General features: G+C 37.5%; 20 protein-coding genes and 1 rRNA gene. 11 read left to right on the plus strand and 10 right to left on the minus strand.

The features are described from left to right. The 3 genes from B9N66_RS08585 to B9N66_RS08595 form a co-directional block, all read left to right on the plus strand. Window positions 1-529, plus strand: a 529-nt coding sequence (locus B9N66_RS08585) for a flavodoxin-dependent (E)-4-hydroxy-3-methylbut-2-enyl-diphosphate synthase (protein ID WP_180382095.1), incomplete at its 5' end; no start/stop codon positions are given. 10 nt (window positions 530-539) lie between these two features. Beyond that, window positions 540-1,952 carry a replicative DNA helicase gene (locus B9N66_RS08590; RefSeq protein WP_087580679.1) on the plus strand — a complete coding sequence of 471 codons (1,413 nt, stop codon included), beginning with the start codon at window positions 540-542 and terminating at the stop codon, window positions 1,950-1,952. Beyond that, window positions 1,952-3,226 (plus strand): ComEC/Rec2 family competence protein, encoded by a 1,275-nt coding sequence (locus B9N66_RS08595; RefSeq protein ID WP_087580680.1) that lies wholly within the window; start codon window positions 1,952-1,954, stop codon window positions 3,224-3,226. The genes B9N66_RS08590 and B9N66_RS08595 overlap by 1 nt, the downstream gene beginning before the upstream one ends. Here the strand turns inward: B9N66_RS08595 and B9N66_RS08600 are convergent. The 8 genes from B9N66_RS08600 to B9N66_RS08635 are packed head-to-tail and all read right to left on the minus strand — an operon-like array spanning window position 3,223 to window position 12,619. Beyond that, the gene (locus tag B9N66_RS08600; RefSeq protein WP_087580681.1) at window positions 3,223-4,086 is read right to left on the minus strand and encodes an EamA family transporter; all 864 of its coding nucleotides are present in this window, start codon (window positions 4,084-4,086) and stop codon (window positions 3,223-3,225) included. The two genes, B9N66_RS08595 and B9N66_RS08600, sit on opposite strands and share 4 nt — an antisense overlap. Further along, window positions 4,079-5,314: a TolC family protein gene (locus B9N66_RS08605; RefSeq protein ID WP_087580682.1), complete on the minus strand. Its 1,236-nt coding sequence runs from the start codon at window positions 5,312-5,314 to the stop codon at window positions 4,079-4,081. Before B9N66_RS08605 ends, B9N66_RS08600 begins: the two co-directional genes overlap by 8 nt. Continuing rightward, a complete protein-coding gene (locus tag B9N66_RS08610) occupies window positions 5,311-8,337 on the minus strand; it encodes an efflux RND transporter permease subunit (protein ID WP_087580683.1) in 3,027 nt (1,008 codons plus the stop codon). The genes B9N66_RS08605 and B9N66_RS08610 overlap by 4 nt, the downstream gene beginning before the upstream one ends. Continuing rightward, window positions 8,334-9,077, minus strand: coding sequence for an efflux RND transporter periplasmic adaptor subunit (locus B9N66_RS08615; protein WP_087580684.1), 744 nt, complete (start codon window positions 9,075-9,077; stop codon window positions 8,334-8,336). The genes B9N66_RS08610 and B9N66_RS08615 overlap by 4 nt, the downstream gene beginning before the upstream one ends. Further along, window positions 9,074-10,339, minus strand: a complete 1,266-nt coding sequence (locus B9N66_RS08620; RefSeq protein WP_087580685.1) for a TolC family protein — start codon at window positions 10,337-10,339, stop codon at window positions 9,074-9,076. Before B9N66_RS08620 ends, B9N66_RS08615 begins: the two co-directional genes overlap by 4 nt. Continuing rightward, on the minus strand, window positions 10,339-11,061 hold the full coding sequence (gene fliP / locus B9N66_RS08625) for a flagellar type III secretion system pore protein FliP (protein ID WP_374057423.1): 723 nt from the start codon (window positions 11,059-11,061) through the stop codon (window positions 10,339-10,341). Before fliP ends, B9N66_RS08620 begins: the two co-directional genes overlap by 1 nt. An 11-nt stretch (window positions 11,062-11,072) precedes the next feature. Then, window positions 11,073-11,852, minus strand: a complete 780-nt coding sequence (locus B9N66_RS08630; protein ID WP_087580687.1) for a flagellar motor protein MotB — start codon at window positions 11,850-11,852, stop codon at window positions 11,073-11,075. Next, window positions 11,852-12,619 (minus strand): motility protein A, encoded by a 768-nt coding sequence (locus B9N66_RS08635; RefSeq protein ID WP_054196832.1) that lies wholly within the window; start codon window positions 12,617-12,619, stop codon window positions 11,852-11,854. Before B9N66_RS08635 ends, B9N66_RS08630 begins: the two co-directional genes overlap by 1 nt. A 136-nt stretch (window positions 12,620-12,755) precedes the next feature. Between B9N66_RS08635 and glmU the strand changes: the two genes are divergently transcribed. The 8 genes from glmU (at window position 12,756) to B9N66_RS09815 (ending at window position 19,383) form a co-directional block, all read left to right on the plus strand. Continuing rightward, complete coding sequence (gene glmU, locus B9N66_RS08640; protein ID WP_087580688.1) at window positions 12,756-14,063, plus strand: bifunctional UDP-N-acetylglucosamine diphosphorylase/glucosamine-1-phosphate N-acetyltransferase GlmU; 1,308 nt, start codon at window positions 12,756-12,758, stop codon at window positions 14,061-14,063. Then, window positions 14,050-15,222, plus strand: a complete 1,173-nt coding sequence (gene coaBC / locus B9N66_RS08645; protein ID WP_087580689.1) for a bifunctional phosphopantothenoylcysteine decarboxylase/phosphopantothenate--cysteine ligase CoaBC — start codon at window positions 14,050-14,052, stop codon at window positions 15,220-15,222. Before glmU ends, coaBC begins: the two co-directional genes overlap by 14 nt. Next, entirely contained in the window at window positions 15,219-15,905 is a 687-nt protein-coding gene (locus B9N66_RS08650) for a hypothetical protein (RefSeq protein ID WP_087580690.1), read from the plus strand. The genes coaBC and B9N66_RS08650 overlap by 4 nt, the downstream gene beginning before the upstream one ends. A 3-nt stretch (window positions 15,906-15,908) precedes the next feature. Beyond that, window positions 15,909-16,580, plus strand: a complete 672-nt coding sequence (gene uppS / locus B9N66_RS08655) for a polyprenyl diphosphate synthase (RefSeq protein WP_087580691.1) — start codon at window positions 15,909-15,911, stop codon at window positions 16,578-16,580. 7 nt (window positions 16,581-16,587) lie between these two features. Next, entirely contained in the window at window positions 16,588-17,376 is a 789-nt protein-coding gene (locus tag B9N66_RS08660) for a prepilin peptidase (protein WP_087580735.1), read from the plus strand. After that, window positions 17,369-18,397 (plus strand): LptF/LptG family permease, encoded by a 1,029-nt coding sequence (locus tag B9N66_RS08665; RefSeq protein ID WP_087580692.1) that lies wholly within the window; start codon window positions 17,369-17,371, stop codon window positions 18,395-18,397. Before B9N66_RS08660 ends, B9N66_RS08665 begins: the two co-directional genes overlap by 8 nt. Then, window positions 18,397-19,128, plus strand: a complete 732-nt coding sequence (gene truA / locus B9N66_RS08670; RefSeq protein ID WP_087580693.1) for a tRNA pseudouridine(38-40) synthase TruA — start codon at window positions 18,397-18,399, stop codon at window positions 19,126-19,128. The genes B9N66_RS08665 and truA overlap by 1 nt, the downstream gene beginning before the upstream one ends. 66 nt (window positions 19,129-19,194) lie before the next feature. Further along, on the plus strand, window positions 19,195-19,383 hold the full coding sequence (locus B9N66_RS09815; RefSeq protein WP_236842027.1) for an Rrf2 family transcriptional regulator: 189 nt from the start codon (window positions 19,195-19,197) through the stop codon (window positions 19,381-19,383). Between the two features lie 152 nt (window positions 19,384-19,535). Here the strand turns inward: B9N66_RS09815 and B9N66_RS10125 are convergent, their stop codons facing one another. Both B9N66_RS10125 and rrf read right to left on the minus strand, forming a co-directional pair. After that, window positions 19,536-19,979 carry a ComEA family DNA-binding protein gene (locus tag B9N66_RS10125; RefSeq protein WP_087580694.1) on the minus strand — a complete coding sequence of 148 codons (444 nt, stop codon included), beginning with the start codon at window positions 19,977-19,979 and terminating at the stop codon, window positions 19,536-19,538. A gap of 221 nt (window positions 19,980-20,200) precedes the next feature. Then, a 5S ribosomal RNA gene (gene rrf / locus B9N66_RS08685) occupies window positions 20,201-20,319 on the minus strand. Window positions 20,320-20,392: the final 73 nt, after the last annotated feature.

Here is a 20,392-nt window from a genome sequence, read left to right on the forward strand (position 1 = left end):
TGAACGCACGATGCAAGCTTATAGAGCGCTTCGTCCAAAGACAAATTATCCATTTCATCTAGGTGTAACAGAGGCAGGTACCACTTTTCACGCCACTATCAAGTCCGCGATCGCTCTTGGTGGGCTTTTGCTTGAGGGTATAGGCGATACGATGAGAGTTAGCATCACTGGCGAGCTTGAAGAAGAGATAAAAGTCGCAAAGGCGATCTTAAAAGATAGTGGCCGCCAAAAAGAGGGACTAAATATCATCTCATGCCCAACTTGTGGGCGTTTGCAAGCTGATCTCATGGCTGCAGTAAAGCTCGTAGAAGAAAAAACAAAAGGTATAAAAGAGCCGCTAAACGTTTCAGTCATGGGCTGCGTGGTAAATGCTATCGGCGAGGCAAAAGGCGCAGATGTCGCCATAGCATTTGGTAAAGGCAATGGCATGATCATGCGACACGGCGAAGTGGTCGCTAGGCTGCCTGAGAGCGAGCTTGTGGATAGATTTTTACAAGAGATCGATGACGAGATAAAAAGTAGAGACTAAAGGAAAAGTTGTGGCAAAGCAAAGAGTTAACGAGATAGAATTTACCAACCTTTACGACATTGATATGGAGCGAGCTATACTAAGCTCCATTTTACAAAACAACGATATTTTAGGTGAAATTTTTGACATTGTTAAGGCAAAGGATTTTTATCTAAAAGGGCATTCGCAAATATACGATGCAATGGTAGCATGCCTAAATAGCGATGATCCTATAACTATGCCATTTTTAAAAAATAGACTTGGCGAAAAATACGACGAAGAGCTAATACTGGATATTTTGGGCACAAATTCCCTAATAGACATTCAAAAATACGCAAACGAACTAAGAGAAAAATCTATAAAACGAAGTCTTGTAAAGATCGCTCACAACATACCAAGCAAAGTAAATGAAGACAAGCCAAGCCGCGATATGGTCGATGATCTTAGCCAGGAATTTTACTCTTTGATAGAAGGTGGAAGCACTGGAGTTATAAAAGAAGGCAAAGAGATCATCATGAAAATGATGGATCATATTAATGCTCAAGCCTTGCTTGGTGAAAAAGATATCGTTGGACTTGATACTGGATTTAAAAAGCTAAATGAGATGATAAAGGGCTTTAAAAATGGAGACCTCATCATCGTCGCAGCTCGTCCAGGCATGGGAAAAACGACACTTTGTTTAAATTTTATGAGTCAGGTTCTAAAAAATAATGCTGGAGTTGTTTTTTTCTCGCTCGAGATGCCAGCTGAGCAAATAATGATGAGAATTCTAGCAAGCAAGACCTCTATCCCGCTTCAAGACATAATGACCGCAAAGATGGATGATGAAGCGTTGGCTAGATTTAGCGATGCTTGTGAGGAGTTTGCTGCTAGCAAGCTTTTTGTGCATGATAGTGGCTATGTAAATATCCATCAAGTAAGAACGCAAATGCGAAAACTAAAGGCTATGCATCCTGAAATTTCACTTTGCGTGATCGACTACATCGGTCTTATGATGAGTACAAATAACTACGCTGATCGTCACGTCCAAATAGCTGAAATTTCTCGTGGATTAAAGCTTTTGGCACGTGAGCTAGATATGCCAATCATCGCTCTTTCTCAGCTAAACAGAAGCCTTGAATCTCGCGCAAATAAACGCCCTATGCTAAGCGATCTAAGAGAATCAGGTGCGATCGAGCAAGATGCCGACATCATTCTTTTTGTTTATAGAGATGAGTTTTACCTAGAGCAAGAAGAAAAAGAGAAAGAAAAACGCGCAAGTGCCGAGGGCAAAGAGTACAAGAGCAATCATGTCTTTAATAAGCTTCAAGAAAAGGCTGAGATCATAGTTGGCAAAAATAGAAATGGTGAAACTGGCTCAGTTGATGTGCTCTTTCAAAAGCAACACTCAAGGTTTGAAGATATGTCTGCAATGCCTGTATCTGATGTTTCATTTGAAGGCTGATGCGTTTTAAAGCTTTAAAAAATAAAGAATTTTTCACTATATTTTGTCTGTTTTGCCTTTGTATTTTTTCTATAAATTTAGCCATTAGCTACCATAAATATCAAATTTTTATGGACAAAGGCGAACAAGAGCTAACAGCAACCGTGATTTCTAGCTACGAAAAGCTTGGAGATGACGGCAAGAAAAGGCAAATTTTAAAGCTTAAGACTGATGAGTTTTTATTTTATACGCTTGGAGCCAAAACAGATGACTTTAAAGCCGGAGATAATATATTTCTAAGCGTCATAAATTTAGACGTTAGTTTTAAAGACTATCTTGCTTCCTCCTTTTACATGCCTAGCTTTTCACGCGAAAAACTTCCACAAAAAGCCACGCTAAATATCAACCAAAAACTACAATCACTAATCTACGCCCAGCATAAAAATAGTAAAATTTCACAGCTCTACTCAGCTCTATTTTTAGGCACAAGTATTGACACAGAGTTAAGAGATGACGTCTCGCACCTTGGTATAGCGCATCTTATAGCCATAAGTGGCTATCATTTAGGTTTCATAAGCGCAGTTATATTTTTTGTATTTAGGCCACTTTTAAAATTTTTATATGCGAGGTTTTTACCTTTTAGAAACTACAACTTTGATCTAGCCATTATAGTTTTTATAGTCTTGTCATTTTACTTTTTTATAATAGGCTTTATACCAAGCTTTTTGCGAGCATTTTTAATGAGCATTTTAGGATTTTATTGTACGTTAAAAGGCGTCAAAATTTTAAACTTCAAAACACTTTTTATAGTAGTGCTTGTTAGCATATCGCTCTTTCCGCAGCTACTTTTTAGCGTAGGTTTTTACTTTTCACTCATGGGCGTTTTTTACATATTTTTATACTTTAAACACCTAAAAGATAAATTTTCGCCCTTCATTCATCTTATTCTTTTAAATTTATATGTTTGCTTTGCAATGGAAATTTGCGTGCTTTATTTCTTTCCGCTCATTAGCTTACAGCAGCTTAGTGTCCTTGCTATCAACTACATCTTTAGCGTTTTTTATCCATTAAGTGCTGCGCTTCATATTGCTTCGTATGGCGATATTTTTGATGGATTGCTAAATAATGTTTTAAATTTTAGACTAAGCTCGACTAAAATTTTCGTGCCAGCCATTATTTTTATCTTTTATAATATCGCTTCGCTTCTAGCTATAAAATTTAGATCCATATTCTACATTTTGCCGCTGCTTGGGCTTTTGTGCTTTTTCGTTGCTAGCTATAAAATTTACGCCTAAGCGATCTTCATACCATAAAATTTCATTATCTTATTGTGAATTATCAAAGATATATACATTATAACAGCGCCTAAAATTAGCCTAGTTAAGTCTGTATCCTTTTGCCAAAAGACTAAATTTACGATGATGGCGGCTGGAATGAGAGCGTTATTCATGATGGCAAGCACGCCACTATCGACCTCGCAAGCACCTTTGTTCCACATAAAATATCCAACTCCACTAGCGACCACGCCAAGCCAGAGAAGCACTAAAATTTGCGTTGAAGTAAGTGAAAATTTGGCTGGATTGCCAAGAGTAAGAAGCGCAACGACAGCTACAAAAAATGCCCCAAAATGAAAGTAGCCAAAGACATTTTTTTGGTCCACGTCAAATTTTTCTAAAAGTGCCTTATATGCACTCTGTCCTGCTCCAAAGCAGATATTTGCTGCTTGCACTAGCAAAAAGCCCTTTAATACACCATCGTTTATAGCACCATATTTTATAACCAAAGCTCCAAAAACCGCAACGCCAACACTAAATAGATAAAGTGGCCTAAATTTAAAGCTAAATGCGTCGTAGATGAGCGTCACATAAAACGGCGTAAAAATGGTAAAAAGTGCTACTTCTGGCACACTTAGATACAAAAATGAATTGTAATAAAATAGATACATAAGCCCTATTTGCACCGCTCCGATCGCCATGATGCCAAATGCTAGCTTTGGGCTGATGCCACGAAATTTTGTAAATGGCAAAAAGACTAAGCTCGCAAGCGCAACCCGAATAAAAACAGCCAAATAGCTATCAACCTTGCCAGCTAAAAACTCACCTATCAAACTAAAGCTAAACGCCCATAAAATAGTCACAAAGATCAGTTTATTCAATTATCACCTCATTTATTTTTCTTGCACATTCAAAAAAATACTCAAGCTTGTTTAGCTCAAGTAAATCGCCATCAAGGATAAAATTTGCCCTATCGCTAAAATTTTTCTCACTCACAAACAAAAATTCTTCATATTTTATCTCGCCATTAAGATAGCCATTTAGCAGATCAATAAAATCACTATCAAGCTTATCTTGCTTCAAATCTTGCAAATTTAACTTTGCATTTAAGCCTTTGATTGTGCTTTCTAGCTCTTTTAGGCGAGTGATTATCCTATTTTCCTCATCGCTTAGATCAAGTGCCGCCTTTTGCTCTTCAATGCGTTTAACTTGACTTTGCTTGCTAAGACTTAAGCTATCAGGCAACTTCCACTCAAATTCCACTCTAGGCTTGTTCGCATCAGCGTAAGCGCCTATCATCTGCGAAGTCGTCCTCTCACCTTTTTTAAAGCTGTTATTATTCACACTTTGCGTATCTTTTAAGTAAATTTTTGGAGCAAATTTACTCTTTTGTTTCTCATTTTCTTGCTCTTTTATAAATTTTTCTTGCTCCATCGCCCCAAGTTTTGCGCTTATATCATCTTTACTAAAATCAGGCATCATTATCTTTGAGCCAGCATTAAAGCCGATCTCGCCGTTTGAGAGCAAATTTATCCTTGAGTTTAGCTCGGCTAGCTTAAGCCCAAGTTCGTCTAGCTCGGCTCTTTTTTTATCAAGAGTGAAATTTATCGCATCAAACTCGGCTTTATTTATCTCGCCATACTCAAACCAAAACTCATTTTCAGCCGCAGCCTTAGCAAAACTATCCACAAATTTTGTCTCTAAATTTATAAGAGAATTTAGTGCGATAGCGTTGAAATAGACCTTTGCGACCTGAAAAGCAGTGAGATTCATCAGCTCTTCATCTTTGTAAATTTTCTCCACACCTTTGTGATCTAAAATTTTATCAGCAGCCTCGCTTGCACCACCATCAAAGATAAGATACTCAACCTTTGCCGTGATCGATCCCGCCTTTGTCATATATCCGCCCTTTATCTCATCAGGCACAAAGGTATATCTGCCATCAAGGGATAAATTTAGCTTTTTACTCTTATTTTTATTTATATATTCATTTTTATTAAATTCTTTCAAACTCTCAAGCCTTGCACTTTGCGCTAGAGCGATGATCTCTAGTAAATTTCCAGCCCAAAGAGGCAAAGCAAAGAGCAAAACTGTCAAAATTTTCTTCAAATTCTCTCCCTTTCATAAAATTTTCTTATAAATCTATCAAGATTATAGACCCATGCAAACAGAACTGGCACGACAAGCAGGCTAAGCAAGGTCGAGCTAATGAGCCCAAAGATGATGCTTATAGCCATAGGTGAGTTGGCCTCATAGCCAGCACCCCTGCTAAGTGCCAGCGGAAGCATAGCAAATATCATCGCAAAAGTGGTCATCAAAACAGCCCTTAACCGCTTTTTAGCAGCCATTTTCACAGCTTCGTTTGCCTCCATGCCACTATTTGCAAAGTGGTTTGCAAAATCAACGACCAAAATGGCGTTTTTACCGACCATTCCAAAGAGCAAGATGACGCCAACCATGACAAATAGGCTAAATGGATTGCCGCTTATAAAAAGTCCGATCACGACGCCACAAAAGGCAAGCGGCATGGCAAGCATGATGAGAAATGGCAGCAAAAAGCTCTCATAAAGTGCAGCTAGCACCATGTAAATAAGTACCGCACTAGCGCTCACTGTAAAGATAAAAGAAGCGTTTGTATCATCCATGAGCTCAACAAATCCAAGAAATTTATACTTGAAATTTGCTGGCAAAATTTCATCAAGCTTCTTTGAAATTTCATTTGCCACGCTATTTAGCGGAGCATTGTTTTTGGTATTTGCTAGAAATTTTATCTCATCAGCTCTATTAAACCTTGAAATACTAGCTGGCTTTTGCTCAAAACTAAGCGTCGTCACATCGCCAAGTGTCACGAAAAAGCCCTCATTGCTTCTTATCTTGGTCTTTAAAATATCATTTGTATCGCTTCTAAATTTATCATCAAGGCGCATGTAAAGCTCATACTCTTTGCCATTTTCGTTTTCAAAAACAGAGACCTCATTCTGGCTAAATGCGCTATAAACGGCGCTTGCAATGCTGGCTTTATCTAAATTTAGCCTTTTTGCCTTATCTTCATCGATAGAAATTTGCACACGCTTTAGCAGATCTTCTTCAGGCGAATTTACATCCGTTGCGTCATTTATCTCTTTTAGCATCTTGCTGATCTTTGGTACAAATTTCTCTAAATCTTTGCCATTTTCAGAGGTGATAGTAAGCTTAACTGGCTGCACATCGCCACCTTCAACAACTGGCAAGTCAGCCACAATGACACTCATATCGTCACTTTTTAGCTTGTCGCGAAACCTCTGCATGATAGCGTTTTGCCGCTCGTGATTAGCTCTATCTTTTATTTCCTTTAGCCTAACGTAAGCTTTTACAAGATAAGGCTGCTTGGCGTCTGTGTAGCCAAGGATGAAGTAGGCGTAAGCGACCTGAGGATTGGCGTTTATGAGTGAAATTTTATCTTTTAGCCTCTCTTTGCTAGCTTGCAGGCTAAGCGAAGGGTCAAGCTTAAAGTAGATGTTAAACTCCGAGTTATCCTCGCTTGGCATGAAGTCGCCACCTACAAATTTAGCTAGTCCAAACGAGCAAACAACGACCACAAGCGTTATAGCTAAAAATATGAGCTTAAATTTAAGCGCTAAAGCTAAAATTTTCTCGTAGCCATTTTCAAGCGCCTCAAAAAATGGCTCGCTTTTTAGAAAAAAGCCACTTTGTTTGGCATTTACAAACCTAGCACTAAGCGTTGGTACAAGAAATATGCTCACAAAAAACGAAATGACGATGCCAGCTGCCACGCTCATCGCAAATGAGTTAAAGTACTTGCCAACGATGCCACTCATAAAGGCGATAGGCACAAAGACACAAAGCAGCACGAGTGAGATCGCAAAGACACTAAATGCTATCTCTTTTATGCCTGCAAAGCTTGCCTTTAGGGCATTTGGCTCATCTTTTAGCTTGCTAGCGATATTTTCAGTGACAACTATCGCATCATCGATGAAGATGCCAATACCTAGTGTGAGCGCTATGAGACTTAAGCGGTTGATGTCGTAACCTAGGGCATTTATGATGAAAAATGTCGCCACGATGCTAGTTGGTATCGCTACGACCGAGATGATAGTGATCGAGAAATTTCTTAAAAATAAATACACGATCACGATGGTTAGCAAGACGCCAAGAATCATATCAAAGGCGGTTTGATCGATGTGTTTTTGTATCACTTCGCTCTTATCATAAGCTATTTTTACCTCATACTCATTGTCAAGCAGGCTTTTAAACTGATCTAGTTTTGACTTAGCTAGAGCGATCACGGTTAGAGCGTTTGCGTCTGGAGCTAGCTCAAGACCCAGCAAGACGCCACTTTTTTTATCCATTATCGCTGCTTCATTTGCATCTTTGTAGGCAAGATCAACACTTGCGATATCTTTTAAAAAGACCCCTTGTTTGATCGTTAAATTTCTTATCTCATCTACGCTTTTGGCGCTAAAATTTGACTTGATTGCCATTTGTATCTGCTCATTTTCTATCTTGCCAAGGGGTGCTTTTAAATTTTCAACCTTTATCAAATTTGCCACTTCATTTGCGCTAAGGGCGTTTTTATCAAGCTTAAATCTATCTAGTAAAATTTTCACCGCTGGCTCTAAAAAACCATTTGTCTTAACCTTTGAAACGCCGCTTATGCGCTCCAAAAATGGCTTTGCTACGTCATCTATCTCTTGCATGAGCTTGGTTTTATTTCCATCAAGCCTTGTGATAAAGAGGCTAAAGACAGATGACGAGAGCCCATTTAGCTTTTCTATCTCGTAGTTTGCGCTAAGTCTTGCTTTTTGCATCTTGTCGCGAACGTCATTTGTGGCGCTCTCTAGGTCTTTATTTAGCTCAAATTCGATGCTGACTACACTTAGATTATCAAAGCTAGTTGAGTAAATTTTCTTGATACCTTCAATGCTTGAAATTTCATCCTCGATCTTTTGCGTGATCTTAGTTTTTATATAGTTCATATCGCCGTTTGCGTAGGTCGTGATCTTAACGATTGGGATATTTACTTGTGGGTATAAATTTACATTCATCGTCTTTAGAGAATAAATTCCAAAGACAACAAGGCTTAAAAAAACCATTAATGTAGTTATAGGGCGATTTATGGCTGTTTTTATCATTTTCTTTTACTAACTAGCACTTTGCCTTGACCAAACATGCCAGGTTTTAGGCCGCTGTCATAAGCCTGGGCGTAAAATTTTCTAGTCTCTCGCTTAATCTCTGGATAGATGAGTGCGATTTTTACCTCTTTTTCATCGCTTGTTGAGTCAAGTTTAAATTTAAATATGTCGCCAACTTTTACTAAATTTGCGTATTTTTCATCGATCGCTATTAAAATTTTAGCCTCATTTGAATTTAAAACAAAAGCTGGACTAAGCGGCGAAACACCCTCTCCAAGCTCAATATTTTTACTAGCGATAACGCCATCAAATGGAGCTTTTAAAACAGCTTTTTTAAGGCGATCTTGTGCATTTAAAATGGCGATTTGTGCACTTTGAACCCGAAGTATCGCTTCGTCAAATTTATACTTTACCTCGTCAAATTCTTGCTTTGAAGTGACGTCCCTTACTTGAATAAATTTGTTTAAAGTATTTTTTGCAAATTCACTAGCATTTTTTGCCAGCTCAAGATCATTTTTTGCCTTTTTAAGAGCGATTTCTAGACTGCTTTGATCAAGACTAGCTAAATCGTCGCCTTTTTTAACATGACTTGAAACATCTACAAAAATTTTATCCACCTTGCCACTGCTCTCAAATGCGAGCTTTGAGCTTTGTTTGGCATAAACTTCAAAGTCAGCAAAAATTTCCTCACTAGCAAATGAAAAAATACCAAATATCATCAAAATTATCAGCTTTTTCAATCTCTAATCCTCTCTAAAATCGGCTCGCCATTTTCAAAAAAGAACTCCGCTTTTTTGATCTCAAGCTCATCTTTTGCACTCTCAAAAAGACTAATGGCGTCAAATTTTTGAGAGAGTGCCTCAAGCAGATCGCTATATCCCAAAAGCCCGGAGTTATACTTTTCATAGCTAGCTTTTAATGCCAAATCGCTTGCTTTTACATATTCGTTTAGTGAAGTGATTTTTGAAGTAAGCACCACGATTTCACTTTGCAAATTTTTAAGCTTTGTCTCGTTTTCACGCTTTTTATACTCCAAATTTAGCCTTGCCTCATCAAGTGCGATCTTTTGAGCCTGACTCATCTTGCTAGTGGCGAAAAAATCAAAAATTTTCCATTTAAAAGCGATACCAAATTTATTGCCATGAGTATCTTCTTTTAGGTATTTATCCACGTATGAGCGGTAAGAACTAAGCCTGCCTAGATCGATATCGTAATTATTTTTATAAAATCCATATGTGTCATAAAGCATTATTTGAGGCAAAAAACCAGCCTTTGCCTCGCTAAGCTTGGCCTCGCCTAAAAATATATCTTGGCTTAGTCTATCAAGCTCGGCATTTTTTGAAGCTAAATTTGAGCTAATATCAGCCATCTTTGCTCCAGCTACTGGCAAAATTTGCTCACCAGTTAGCAAATTTATCTCATTTAAAATTTGCTCCATTTTGTTTTTGTATTCAAGCTGCGTGCTATTAGCTAAGTAATATTTAGCCCTTACATTTTCAAGCTCATCTTTTGCGGCAAGGCCTGCAATGTTTGCCTTTTCAAGCTTATCTAAAACGCCTTTTAAGAAATTTGCCTGAGCTTGCTTGGCTGCGATTATATTTTCAAGTGCTAGAGCATTAAAATATAAATTTACAGCCTTAAGTGCAAGATAGTTTTTGGCTTCATCGCTTGCGATGGCGGCTTTGTTTTTTAAAAGCTGGCTCATCTTTAGCCTAGCCTCTCTCGCTCCGCCATCATAAAGCAAAAAATCTATCCTAGCTAGCACACCGGCTGACTCTTTAGCGACTATGCTTGGAAAAGTGCTTGCATTTTTGCCGTATGAGCCCTCTAGGCTAAGGCTTGGCATATATGAGCTTAATGTGGCTTCATCGTTTAAATTTGCTCTTTTTAGCTCAAGCTCTTTGATCTTTGAAATTTCATTTTGCGTTGCTTTGTTTGCGATCACACTTAAATTTGAACCAAGCAAAAATACCGGCAAAAAAATGAATAAAATTTTTTTCATTAGTGAAAGCTTTTTACAAGATTTCCTATTAGTAAATTCCAGCCATCAACAAGCACGAATATGAGCAGTTTAAATGGTAGTGAGATCATTACAGGAGGAAGCATCATCATACCCATAGCCATTAGCACTGAGCTTACGACCATGTCGATGACAAGAAATGGCAAATAGAGCAAAAATGCTATCTCAAAAGATGTCTTTAGCTCACTTATCATAAAAGCTGACATTGCGATACTTAGCGGTATCTCTTCAATATTTGCTGGATTTTGTAAATTTCTAATCCTAAAGAAAAGTGCAAGGTCTTTTTCTCTTGTGTTTTTTACCATAAATTCTTTAAATGGCTTTAAGCTCTTATCAAGCATCTCTTCATAGCCTATCTGCTCTGCGATATAAGGCTTTATGCCCTCGTCGTAGCTTTTTTGACCAACTGGCTCCATTATAAAAAATGTAAGCACCATGGCAAGTGAGAGAAGCACTGTTGAAGGTGGAACTTGTTGTGTTCCCATGGCCTGGCGTAAAAATGAAAAAACAATAACAAGCCTTAAGAAACTTGTCATCATAAAGATGAGCGAAGGAGCAAGTGCAAGTGCTGTTAAGATCAGTAAAACGTTTAGAGAATTTACTAGTTGCTCAGCATTTGCAGGAGAATTTAGACTTAAATTTATAGTTGGCAAGGCCGGATCAGCCCCAAAAACCACACAAAATAAAACCGCTAAGCTAAGCAGTGCTTTCAAGACTAATTCCTCATATCAAGGATACTTTTCTTAGTAGCCTCTTTGTTTTTTGGTTCAAGAGAGACGAAGTGAATTTCTACTCTATTGTTTTTTGCCCTACCCTCTTCTGTGTTATTAGTAGCGATAGGATCAAACGAAGCCTTTCCTGAAGCTATCAGCCTATTTTGTGGCACTCCATCGCTGCTAAGCTGCTCTACTACGCTTAAAGCTCTTGCAGTTGAAAGCTGCCAGTTGTTTTTGTAGGCTGAGTCTTTATTTGGCTCTATGTTATCAGTATGCCCGATGATGTTGACCTTTACTTCATTTGGCATTTTTGCCACAATCATACCAATACGCTTTAAAAATAACTTTGCATCTTCACCAGAAATTTCAGCACTATCCTTATCAAAAAGCATGGCTGCTGGAAGCCTTACAATAAAGCCATCTTCGCTCTCTTCCATCGTAATCTCAGGTGCGCCACTGGCAGTTAGTAACTCATTTATCTTTTTAATTGTCGCACTTAGCTCGCTTTGCGAGCCTTTTTGCCTACTTGATTTTTTTGCACGAGTGCTTTCTGGGTCTGTCTCTTTTTCTATCTGATTTTCAGGCCTAGCACCGCCTTCAAGTACGCTTAGAGCACCAGCTAGCGAGCCAACAGCAGCCTCCATCTTTTTAGCATCCATTGTTGCCATCGAAAGAAGCAAAACGAAAAAACAAAGCAAAAGCGACATGAGATCGCCAAAAGTAGCAAGCCACTCAGGCATACACTTTGGGCACTCTTTAGGATCTATTAATTTACCCATTATTCAAACTGACTTTTTCTATCTTTTGGTGGTAAAAACGCCAAGAGCTTAGCTTCAAGAGTTCTTGGATTATCCCCTGCTTGTATCGCCATGATACCCTCTAAAATGACTTGTTTTTCAAGTGCCTCGTCAGAGTCACGTATCGAGAGGATATTTGCCACAGGTGCACCTATGATGTTACCTATCATCGCGCCATAAAGTGTCGTAAGCAAAGCAACCGCCATTGATGGGCCGATCGCACTAGGATCTGACATGTTAAGAAGCATCGCAACAAGACCTATTAGAGTACCGATCATACCCATCGCACCAGCAAAACCGCCAATTTGTTCAAAAATTTTAATGTTATTTGTATGTCTAGCACTAGTTTGGTCTATATCAATCTCTAAAAGCGCTCTTATAGCATCCGGCTCGTTACCATCAACTGCCATCGAAAGACCTTTTTTCAAAAACTGATTTGTTTCGTTATTTACTTCGCTCTCAAGAGCTAGTATTCCATCGCGTCTAGCTTTTGTAGAGTAATCAACTATCTTTTTTATAGTCTCAGGCAAATTTACAACAACAGGTGGCTTAACGGCAACACCGTAAAATTTACCAATACCTTTAAGCGTCTCCATCTTGAAGCCAACCATCATAACGCCGATAGTACCACCAAAAACGATCATTATCGAAGGTACGTCGATATATGGTCCTATACCAACGCCAATTGCCATTGATCCAAACAAAAGCACTAGGGTCAAAACCCAGCCGACGACGGTTCCTAAATCCATTTAAACTCGCTTTATTTATAAATTCTTAAGATTGCCTATTCTATTAGCTTTTTGTTGAAAAAATCGTTAAATTAAAAAAATTGTTTGCCATTTTTTGATACAATCTGCGAAATTTTTAACGTTAAAAGGCTTAAAAATGAACAATACTTCAATCATAATCTTAGCTGCTGGTCTTGGCACCAGAATGAAATCAACCCGCCCAAAAGTCCTATTTGAACTTTGTGGTGAGCCGATGATAATTCACATCTTAAAACAAGCCTATGCCATCACAAATGACGTTAGTGTCGTGCTTCACTACGAAAAAGAGTTAATTGGCAAAAAGATAAAAGAAATTTTCCCTCAAACTAAAATTTTCGAGCAAGATTTAGAAAATTTCCCAGGCACTGCTGGAGCGATAAAGAGCGTAAATTTAAGCGGCGAAAAGGTGCTTGTCACTTGCGGCGACATGCCACTTGTTAGATCAACTGATCTTATGCGTCTAGCAAATGCTGAAGCAGACGTGGTTATGAGCTCATTTGAAGCGGCAAATCCTTTTGGCTACGGCAGAGTTATCATAAAAAACGGCAAAGTTGAGGCCATCATAGAGCAAAAAGATGCGAGCGAAGCACAGCTTGCCATAAAAAGCGTAAATGCTGGCTGCTACTGCTTTAAACGCGAGGCATTAGAGCAAATTTTACCGCTCATAAATAATCAAAACGCACAAAAAGAGTACTACCTAACTGACGCCATAAAAATAGCAAATGAAAAGGGCTTAAAGTGCGTTGCAGTAAATGTTAATGAGCAAAATTTCATGGGCATAAATGATAAATTTCAGCTTAGCATCGCTGAAAAAATAATGCAAGATGAGATTAAGCAAAATTTGATGAAAGCTGGCGTTTTAATGCGCATGCCTGAGAGCATTTTCATAGACAGCAGGGCTAAATTTGAAGGCGAATGCGTGCTCGAAGAAAACGTAAGCATCCTTGGCGAGTGCGTCATCACAGAGAGTATCATCAAAAGCTCATCAGTGATCGAAAGTAGCGTCATCAAAAACTCAGACATCGGTCCACTAGCTCACATCAGGCCAAATTCTGAAATTTCTGACACACACATAGGAAATTTTGTCGAAGTTAAAAAAGGCGTTCTTAGCGGCGTAAAAGCTGGACATTTGAGCTATCTTGGCGACTGCGAGATAGAAAGTGGCACAAACATAGGTTGTGGTACAATCACATGCAACTACGACGGCAAAGCAAAATACAAAACCAAAATCGGCAAAAACGTATTTGTTGGCTCAGATACACAGCTAGTTGCCCCTGTAAATATCGCTGATAATGTCATCATCGCAGCAGGTAGCACTATCACAAAAGACGTTGAGAGCGGCGCTCTAGCTATCAGCAGAGGTCGTCAAGAGAACAAAAGCGGCTTTTTTGAGAAATTCTTTGGCAAAGACGATGTTAAAAAATAAGAAAATTTTACTAGCCGTTTGCGGTAGTATTGCCTTTTATAAAGCTTACGAGATTTTATCGCTGCTTAAAAAACAAGGTGCTGATGTCTACGTGGCTTTAAGTGATGGAGCGCTTGAATTTTGCAGCGTAAGCGGCTTTGAAGCGCTAAGCGAGCATAAAATTTTAAGCTCACAAACGCAAAACTGGCAAGATGGCGTAAATCACATAGCCTACTCCAAAATGGATCTAGTACTTATCGCGCCAGCCTCTGTAAATACGATAAACAAACTAACTGCTGGCATCTGCGATAATGTCTTTATGCAAACGCTAATAGCTGCCTCGCATGTGCCTTTAGTCATAGCCCCTGCTGCAAATAACAACATGATCGAGCACTTTTCGACTCAAAATTCACTTCGAATTTTAGAACAAAACGGTGCATTAATAGTAGAGCCGATCGTAAAAACTCTAGCTTGTGGCGACATTGGTAAAGGCGCTTTAGCAAGTCCTGAGGTGATAGTAGAAGCCGCCATTAAAAGGCTTAGTAGGCCACTTTTTGCAGGCAAAAAAGTAGTGATCACTGGTGGCGCAACGACAGAAAAGATAGATGACGTTAGAGCCATTACAAATTTCTCAAGCGGCAAGATGGCGATGGCGCTTGCAAGGGCTTTTTACTACGCTGGCGCTGATGTTATGCTGCTTGCTAGCTTTGAAGCGGAAAACGAGCCATTTGGGATTTTGAAATTTGGCTCAAGTAGCGAGCTTTTAGAGCTTTGCAAGAGCGAGTGTGAGAGTGCAAATTTACTTGTGATGTGTGCAGCAGTAAGCGATTTTATGCCGACAAAAATTGACGGCAAGATAAAAAAAGAGGACGTTGGCGAAATTTTAAGCTTAAGTCTAAAGAGAAATGTCGATATTTTGCAAAGCTTAAAAGAGTTTAATTGTAAAAAGATCGGCTTTAAGCTTGAGATCTCAAAGGAGAATGCACACAAAAATGCTAGAGCAATGCTAGAGCAAAAGGGGCTTGACGCAGTTTGCCTAAATATTTTGGGTGAGAAAAATGGCTTTGCAAGCGAGCAAAATGAGGTAAATTTCATCACGAAAAATAATGAAACTTTGCTACCGCTTGCCGCAAAAGACGAGATCGCAAGACATATCGTGGAGCTAGCGGTAAATTTATGATAGAGAAAATTTCTCGCATTCAAAAAATAGCAAAAAATGTAAATTCACCGTTAGTAACTATAAATTCGTCACTTCCGCTTAGTATCTTGGTAAGCCAAAAGATCGGTTTTAACAGATACATTTTAAATTTTGCAAATAAAAATTTAAACACAAAAAGCGCAAAAGAGCTAAACGTAGGCTCGAAATACTGGGGCGAGGTGCAAAGCCAGGGCGAAAATATCGTCATAAAAAATTTATACGAAAAGCCAAGAATTTTAGACGAAGATGTCTTGGCAGATGGGCTAAATCTTATCGAAAATTTGATAGAAAATGAGAATTTATCGTGGTTTTATGACCATTTATTTAAAAGTTTAAGTGAAGCTAAGACAAAAGACGAAATGAAAGTGCTAGCGAAAATGCTCTTTGCTCTGCAAGAAAATGTCTTGCATATACCATTTATTTATAATGGCATAAACGGCGTTTTTCAGCTAAAAAAAGAGGAGAATGATATGAAAATTTTTTTAATATTTTCAAATTTTGCTCCACTTATTTTTAAATTTAAAGATGAAGTTTTATACGAGATCGCCACTCCATTTAATAATGTAGCTAGCTTGTTAAAAAGTGAATTTAGCGCCAACATAACAGTGCAAAATGTGAGTGCTCTTTGGAGCAAAAAAGAACAAATTATTGATATAAAAGGCTAAAGATTGAATGAATTAAACCACCTTGCTATTATCATGGATGGAAATGGGCGCTGGGCTAAAAAACGTGGATTCTTACGGACAAATGGGCACGAAGCTGGAGCAAATGTAGTAAGCAATATGTGCGAATTTTGTATCGATAATGGAGTGAAAATTTTAAGTCTTTACGCATTTAGTACTGAAAACTGGAAAAGACCGCAAAAAGAGATCGAGTTTTTGATGAATTTGCTTAAGAAATTTCTCATTTTAAAGCGTGCTGATTTTATAAAAAATGGGATCAAATTTAACACGATCGGTGACATTTCGCCATTTAGCGATGAGCTAAAAAACGAGATAGAAATCACCAAAAATGCTACAAGAGAGAATAAAAATTTATTATTAAATTTAGCGATAAACTACGGCTCAAAAGATGAGATCATTAGAGCCGCAAGAAAGCTAACTTTAGAAGGCTGCGAGATAAACGAAGCAAGCCTAAATGCAGCACTTGATGAGAGTGAGCCGGTGGATCTTCTCATTAGAACTGGTGGCGAGAGCAGGCTTTCAAATTTCATGCTTTGGCAAGCAAGCTATGCAGAGCTATTTTTTACGCCCACACTTTGGCCTGACTTTAGCAAGGATGAGCTTGCAAATATCGTTAGTAAATTTAAAAACATAGAGCGAAGATTTGGCGGAGTTTAGCGAGATAATGGATAATTTAGTCATCTTTTTTGCCGTTTTTGCTTTTGTTTTGGGTATTTGCGTGGGCTCATTTTCAAATGTGCTGATATATCGCCTACCAAAAAATGAGAGCATAAATTTTCCAGCTTCTCATTGCCCAAACTGCGATCATAAGCTAAATTTCTATCACAATGTTCCAATTTTTTCGTGGATATTTTTAGGCGGCAAATGTGCCTTTTGTAAGCAAAAAATAAGCCTCATTTATCCAGCAATCGAGCTAGTTTCTGGGATACTTTTTTTGATCTGTTTTTTTAAAGAGTGCGGCGAAATTTTAAGTATAGAAACATTGCTTTACGCGCTATTTTTAGGGCTTTGTTTTATAATGCTGCTAGCTCTTAGCGTCATAGATATAAGATATAAAGCTGTGCCGGATCCGCTTCTTTTTGCAGCACTATTTTTCGCATTTATCTACGCTTTGATACTTTTTATAGTTAAAGGAAATTTTGCCCAAATTTTAAATTTATTCCTTTTTGCACTTATCTTTTGGGTGCTTAGATTTGTCGTAAGTTTTGCCATAAAAAAAGAAGCGATGGGTAGTGCAGATATCTTTATAGCAGCGATCATCGGAGCTATTTTGCCAGCCAAACTGGCTCTAGTGGCGATCTATCTTGCAGCGCTTTTTACACTTCCAGTCTATGCGCTCGTTCAAAAAAAGGGCTATGAGCTGGCTTTTGTGCCATTTTTAAGTCTTGGCTTACTTATTGCATACGCTTTTAAAGAGCAAATTTTAGAAATTTTAAGGTTTATTTATGAGTAGAGTGAATAGATATCTTTTGTTTAACTTCCTAGGGACTTTTGGGTCGCTATTTAGTACGCTTTTTTTGATCATGTCGATCGTATTCTTCATCCAGATCGCGCGCATCACTTCTTACATTGAAATCAGCTTTGGCGAGCTTTTTAAACTCTACTCATTTATGCTTCCACGCGTACTACTTTTTGTCGTACCTATCGCATTTTTTGTATCACTTGCGATGACACTTTTTAGGCTATCAAAAGAGAACGAGAGTATCGTAATTTTTACGCTTGGTGGCTCACCAAATAAGATTGCTAAATTTTTCTTAATATTTTCAGCATTTTTAAGCACCGCTCTACTTGTAATCGCTACCATAATGATACCAATAGCTGCACAGCTAAATGCAAATTTTATTGATTATAAAAAGACTGTTGCAAAGCTAAATTTAAAACCAACTCAGTTTGGACAAAAATTTTCTGACTGGATGGTCTATGTGGGTAGTGAAATGCAAGATAACAACGGCACTACCTATAAAGATATCGTGATGTTTAATCCTTACATTAAAGACTCCCAACGCTTAATCACTGCTAAAAATGCAAAGATCACTAATACAAATCAAAGCATTGAACTCTCCTTAGCAGATGGAAAAATGTATGACATAAAAGATGAAATTTATCATCAAAGTAACTTCAAATCTATGAAGATAAGGACTACCCAAAGTGAAGAGATAAGCGATATAGGCAGTATAAAAGAGTACTGGACGGAGGCAAATAGTAGTGAAAAAAGAAGAAAAGATCTTAGTACGTATGTACTTGTTGCACTATTTCCACTTGCCAGTACACTTTTTGCTATAAGCTTTGGCATCGTTACTTATAGATATGAAAAAGGCATGGTTTATGTTGGGACATTTGGCGTTTTATTTGGGTATTTTACGCTCATAATGCTATTTTCATCAAAGCCATCTTTTGCGATTCCACTCATATTTTTTGTTTTTTTATTGGCAGGAATTTTGCTTTTTAAAGCCAAGATCATGCGAAGATACTAATGAAAATCCAACTAATTTATAGCTACGATGGCTCCAAATTCCAAGGCTCGCAAACTCAGCCGCATAAAAATGGCGTAGAAGATGAGCTTTCGCGTGCTCTAGCTCACGTTGGAATATTTGAAAAAATAGTCTCTAGCTCACGTACAGACAAAAACGTTCATGCGATTAATCAAAGCTCAAGCGTAATTTGTGGCGATCATTTTAAAAATTTAGAGCATCTAAAAGAGCTAATCAACCGCCATGCTCATCCAAATATTCATATAAAACGTATAAATTTAGTTGATGAAAACTTTCAAGCAAGGTTTGATGCCGTAGCAAGGTCTTATAGATACATTATAGATCATGGAGAATTTGATGTTTTTAGCTCAAACTATAAAGTCTTTTTGCCAAAATTTGATATCAAAAAAGCAAATGAAATTTTATCTAATTTTGTTGGTGAGCATGATTTTAGCTCCTATATGAAAACAGGAAGTAACACAAAAAGTCCGGTGCGAGAAATTTTTAAGGCATTTTGTTATGAATACAAAAACCAAACTATCATAGTTTTTAAAGCAAATGGATTTTTACGCGCACAAGTACGGCTTATGGTTGCAAATCTACTTAAAGCCTTAAGTATCAAAAATGGTGGTAAGCTCATTAATGTTTCACTTAACGGATACCCCGCCCTAACTCGTATCCCAGCTCCAGCTGAAGGACTTTATCTAAATAGAGTTTTTTATAAATTTAACTAGGTTTTTAGAATATTCAATAGTAAGCTTACTTAAAATATTAAATAAAGAATCTTAACCCTCCTTCAAATTTTTAACGCAGTAAATGATAAAGAAAAACTTTTTAAGATCCACTCTGACTCACCTAAAGCCTGCCCACTTGGTAGCAAGATCGAGGGACTTTTAACTGGTCACTTCCTAAAAGCACAAGAAGCTTTAGAGGATAGTTTAAGAAGCATTACTTTACAAGATCTATTAGATGAGCTTATTGATTTATAAAATTTAAAAAGTAGGCAAACCAAGTTATAGAATTTAAAAAGTAGGCAGATATATAAAAAAACCAATCTATTTTATTTATTAGGAACGCTATGCGCTCCTAACTATTTTTATATATATTTTATGTAAGAATTTTTATAAATTCCTAGATTTTATTACTCTTTGCTTTTCTCTTTTTTAGCTTTGCTCTTTTTCTCTGCTTTATCTTTTGGGCTTTCTTTCTTATCTTTGACTTCTTTTACGCTATCTTTAGCACCATCTTTTTTCTCTTTTACTTCATCACTCTTTTTACTTACTTTTTGTTTTGTGTCATCTTTTTTAGATTTTGTTTTAGCTTTTGTTTCGTCTATCTTTGTAGTGCCTGATACTGATATATCTGATTTTAAATTTTCAAATGTCTTATCACCTATACCATTTACATTTTTTATATCTTCTATTGAGTTAAATTTATTTGCTTTTCTATACTCTATTATTGCATCTGCCTTTGAAGATCCTATGCCATCTAAACTCATTAACTCTTCTTTTGTGGCGGTGTTTAAATTTATGGCTGCTAGTAATGTAGAAGCTGCTGCTAATAGTGAGAATATAATCTTTTTCATTTTTGTCCTTTTTGGGTAAATTTGGGTTTGGAGTCTATCATATTTGGTGTTTTTAGTCAACACTCGCATAAAAACATAAGCTAAAAGATATTTATAAATGTAAAGATAAAAAGTCTAATTATTTAAAAATATAAATAAATTTTAGATTTGATATTTTGTTATAAATTAAGAAATAATACTAAAAGAAGATTGTTTAGATAAAGAAGATTAAAAATTAACAAAGCCCGCAACGACCTACTTTTCCAACATCCCAGTAAGGGAGAGTATCATCAGCCAGGACGAGCTTAGCTTCTTGGTTCGAGATGGAGCAAGGCGTTTCCTCGTCTGTATAGTCACGGGCAGTGTTAAATAAAAGATATATTAGATAAATCTCTTATTTAACACTACTTGATAAAGTTAAAAGTCATAAACAA

It is taken from the genome of Campylobacter concisus (genome assembly GCF_002165775.1).
Classification (GTDB): domain Bacteria; phylum Campylobacterota; class Campylobacteria; order Campylobacterales; family Campylobacteraceae; genus Campylobacter_A; species Campylobacter_A concisus_E.

What these genes read in the sequence shown, in the direction of transcription:
- truA (WP_087580693.1), top strand. Translation starts at nt 18,397, where the DNA reads ATGAAAATCCAACTAATTTATAGCTACGATGGCTCCAAATTCCAAGGC.
- coaBC (WP_087580689.1), top strand. Translation starts at nt 14,050, where the DNA reads ATGTTAAAAAATAAGAAAATTTTACTAGCCGTTTGCGGTAGTATTGCC.
- B9N66_RS08620 (WP_087580685.1), bottom strand. Translation starts at nt 10,339, where the DNA reads ATGAAAAAAATTTTATTCATTTTTTTGCCGGTATTTTTGCTTGGTTCA.
- B9N66_RS10125 (WP_087580694.1), bottom strand. Translation starts at nt 19,979, where the DNA reads ATGAAAAAGATTATATTCTCACTATTAGCAGCAGCTTCTACATTACTA.
- B9N66_RS08595 (WP_087580680.1), top strand. Translation starts at nt 1,952, where the DNA reads ATGCGTTTTAAAGCTTTAAAAAATAAAGAATTTTTCACTATATTTTGT.
- B9N66_RS08660 (WP_087580735.1), top strand. Translation starts at nt 16,588, where the DNA reads ATGGATAATTTAGTCATCTTTTTTGCCGTTTTTGCTTTTGTTTTGGGT.
- glmU (WP_087580688.1), top strand. Translation starts at nt 12,756, where the DNA reads ATGAACAATACTTCAATCATAATCTTAGCTGCTGGTCTTGGCACCAGA.
- B9N66_RS08665 (WP_087580692.1), top strand. Translation starts at nt 17,369, where the DNA reads ATGAGTAGAGTGAATAGATATCTTTTGTTTAACTTCCTAGGGACTTTT.
- B9N66_RS08610 (WP_087580683.1), bottom strand. Translation starts at nt 8,337, where the DNA reads ATGATAAAAACAGCCATAAATCGCCCTATAACTACATTAATGGTTTTT.
- B9N66_RS08635 (WP_054196832.1), bottom strand. Translation starts at nt 12,619, where the DNA reads ATGGATTTAGGAACCGTCGTCGGCTGGGTTTTGACCCTAGTGCTTTTG.
- B9N66_RS08630 (WP_087580687.1), bottom strand. Translation starts at nt 11,852, where the DNA reads ATGGGTAAATTAATAGATCCTAAAGAGTGCCCAAAGTGTATGCCTGAG.
- B9N66_RS08650 (WP_087580690.1), top strand. Translation starts at nt 15,219, where the DNA reads ATGATAGAGAAAATTTCTCGCATTCAAAAAATAGCAAAAAATGTAAAT.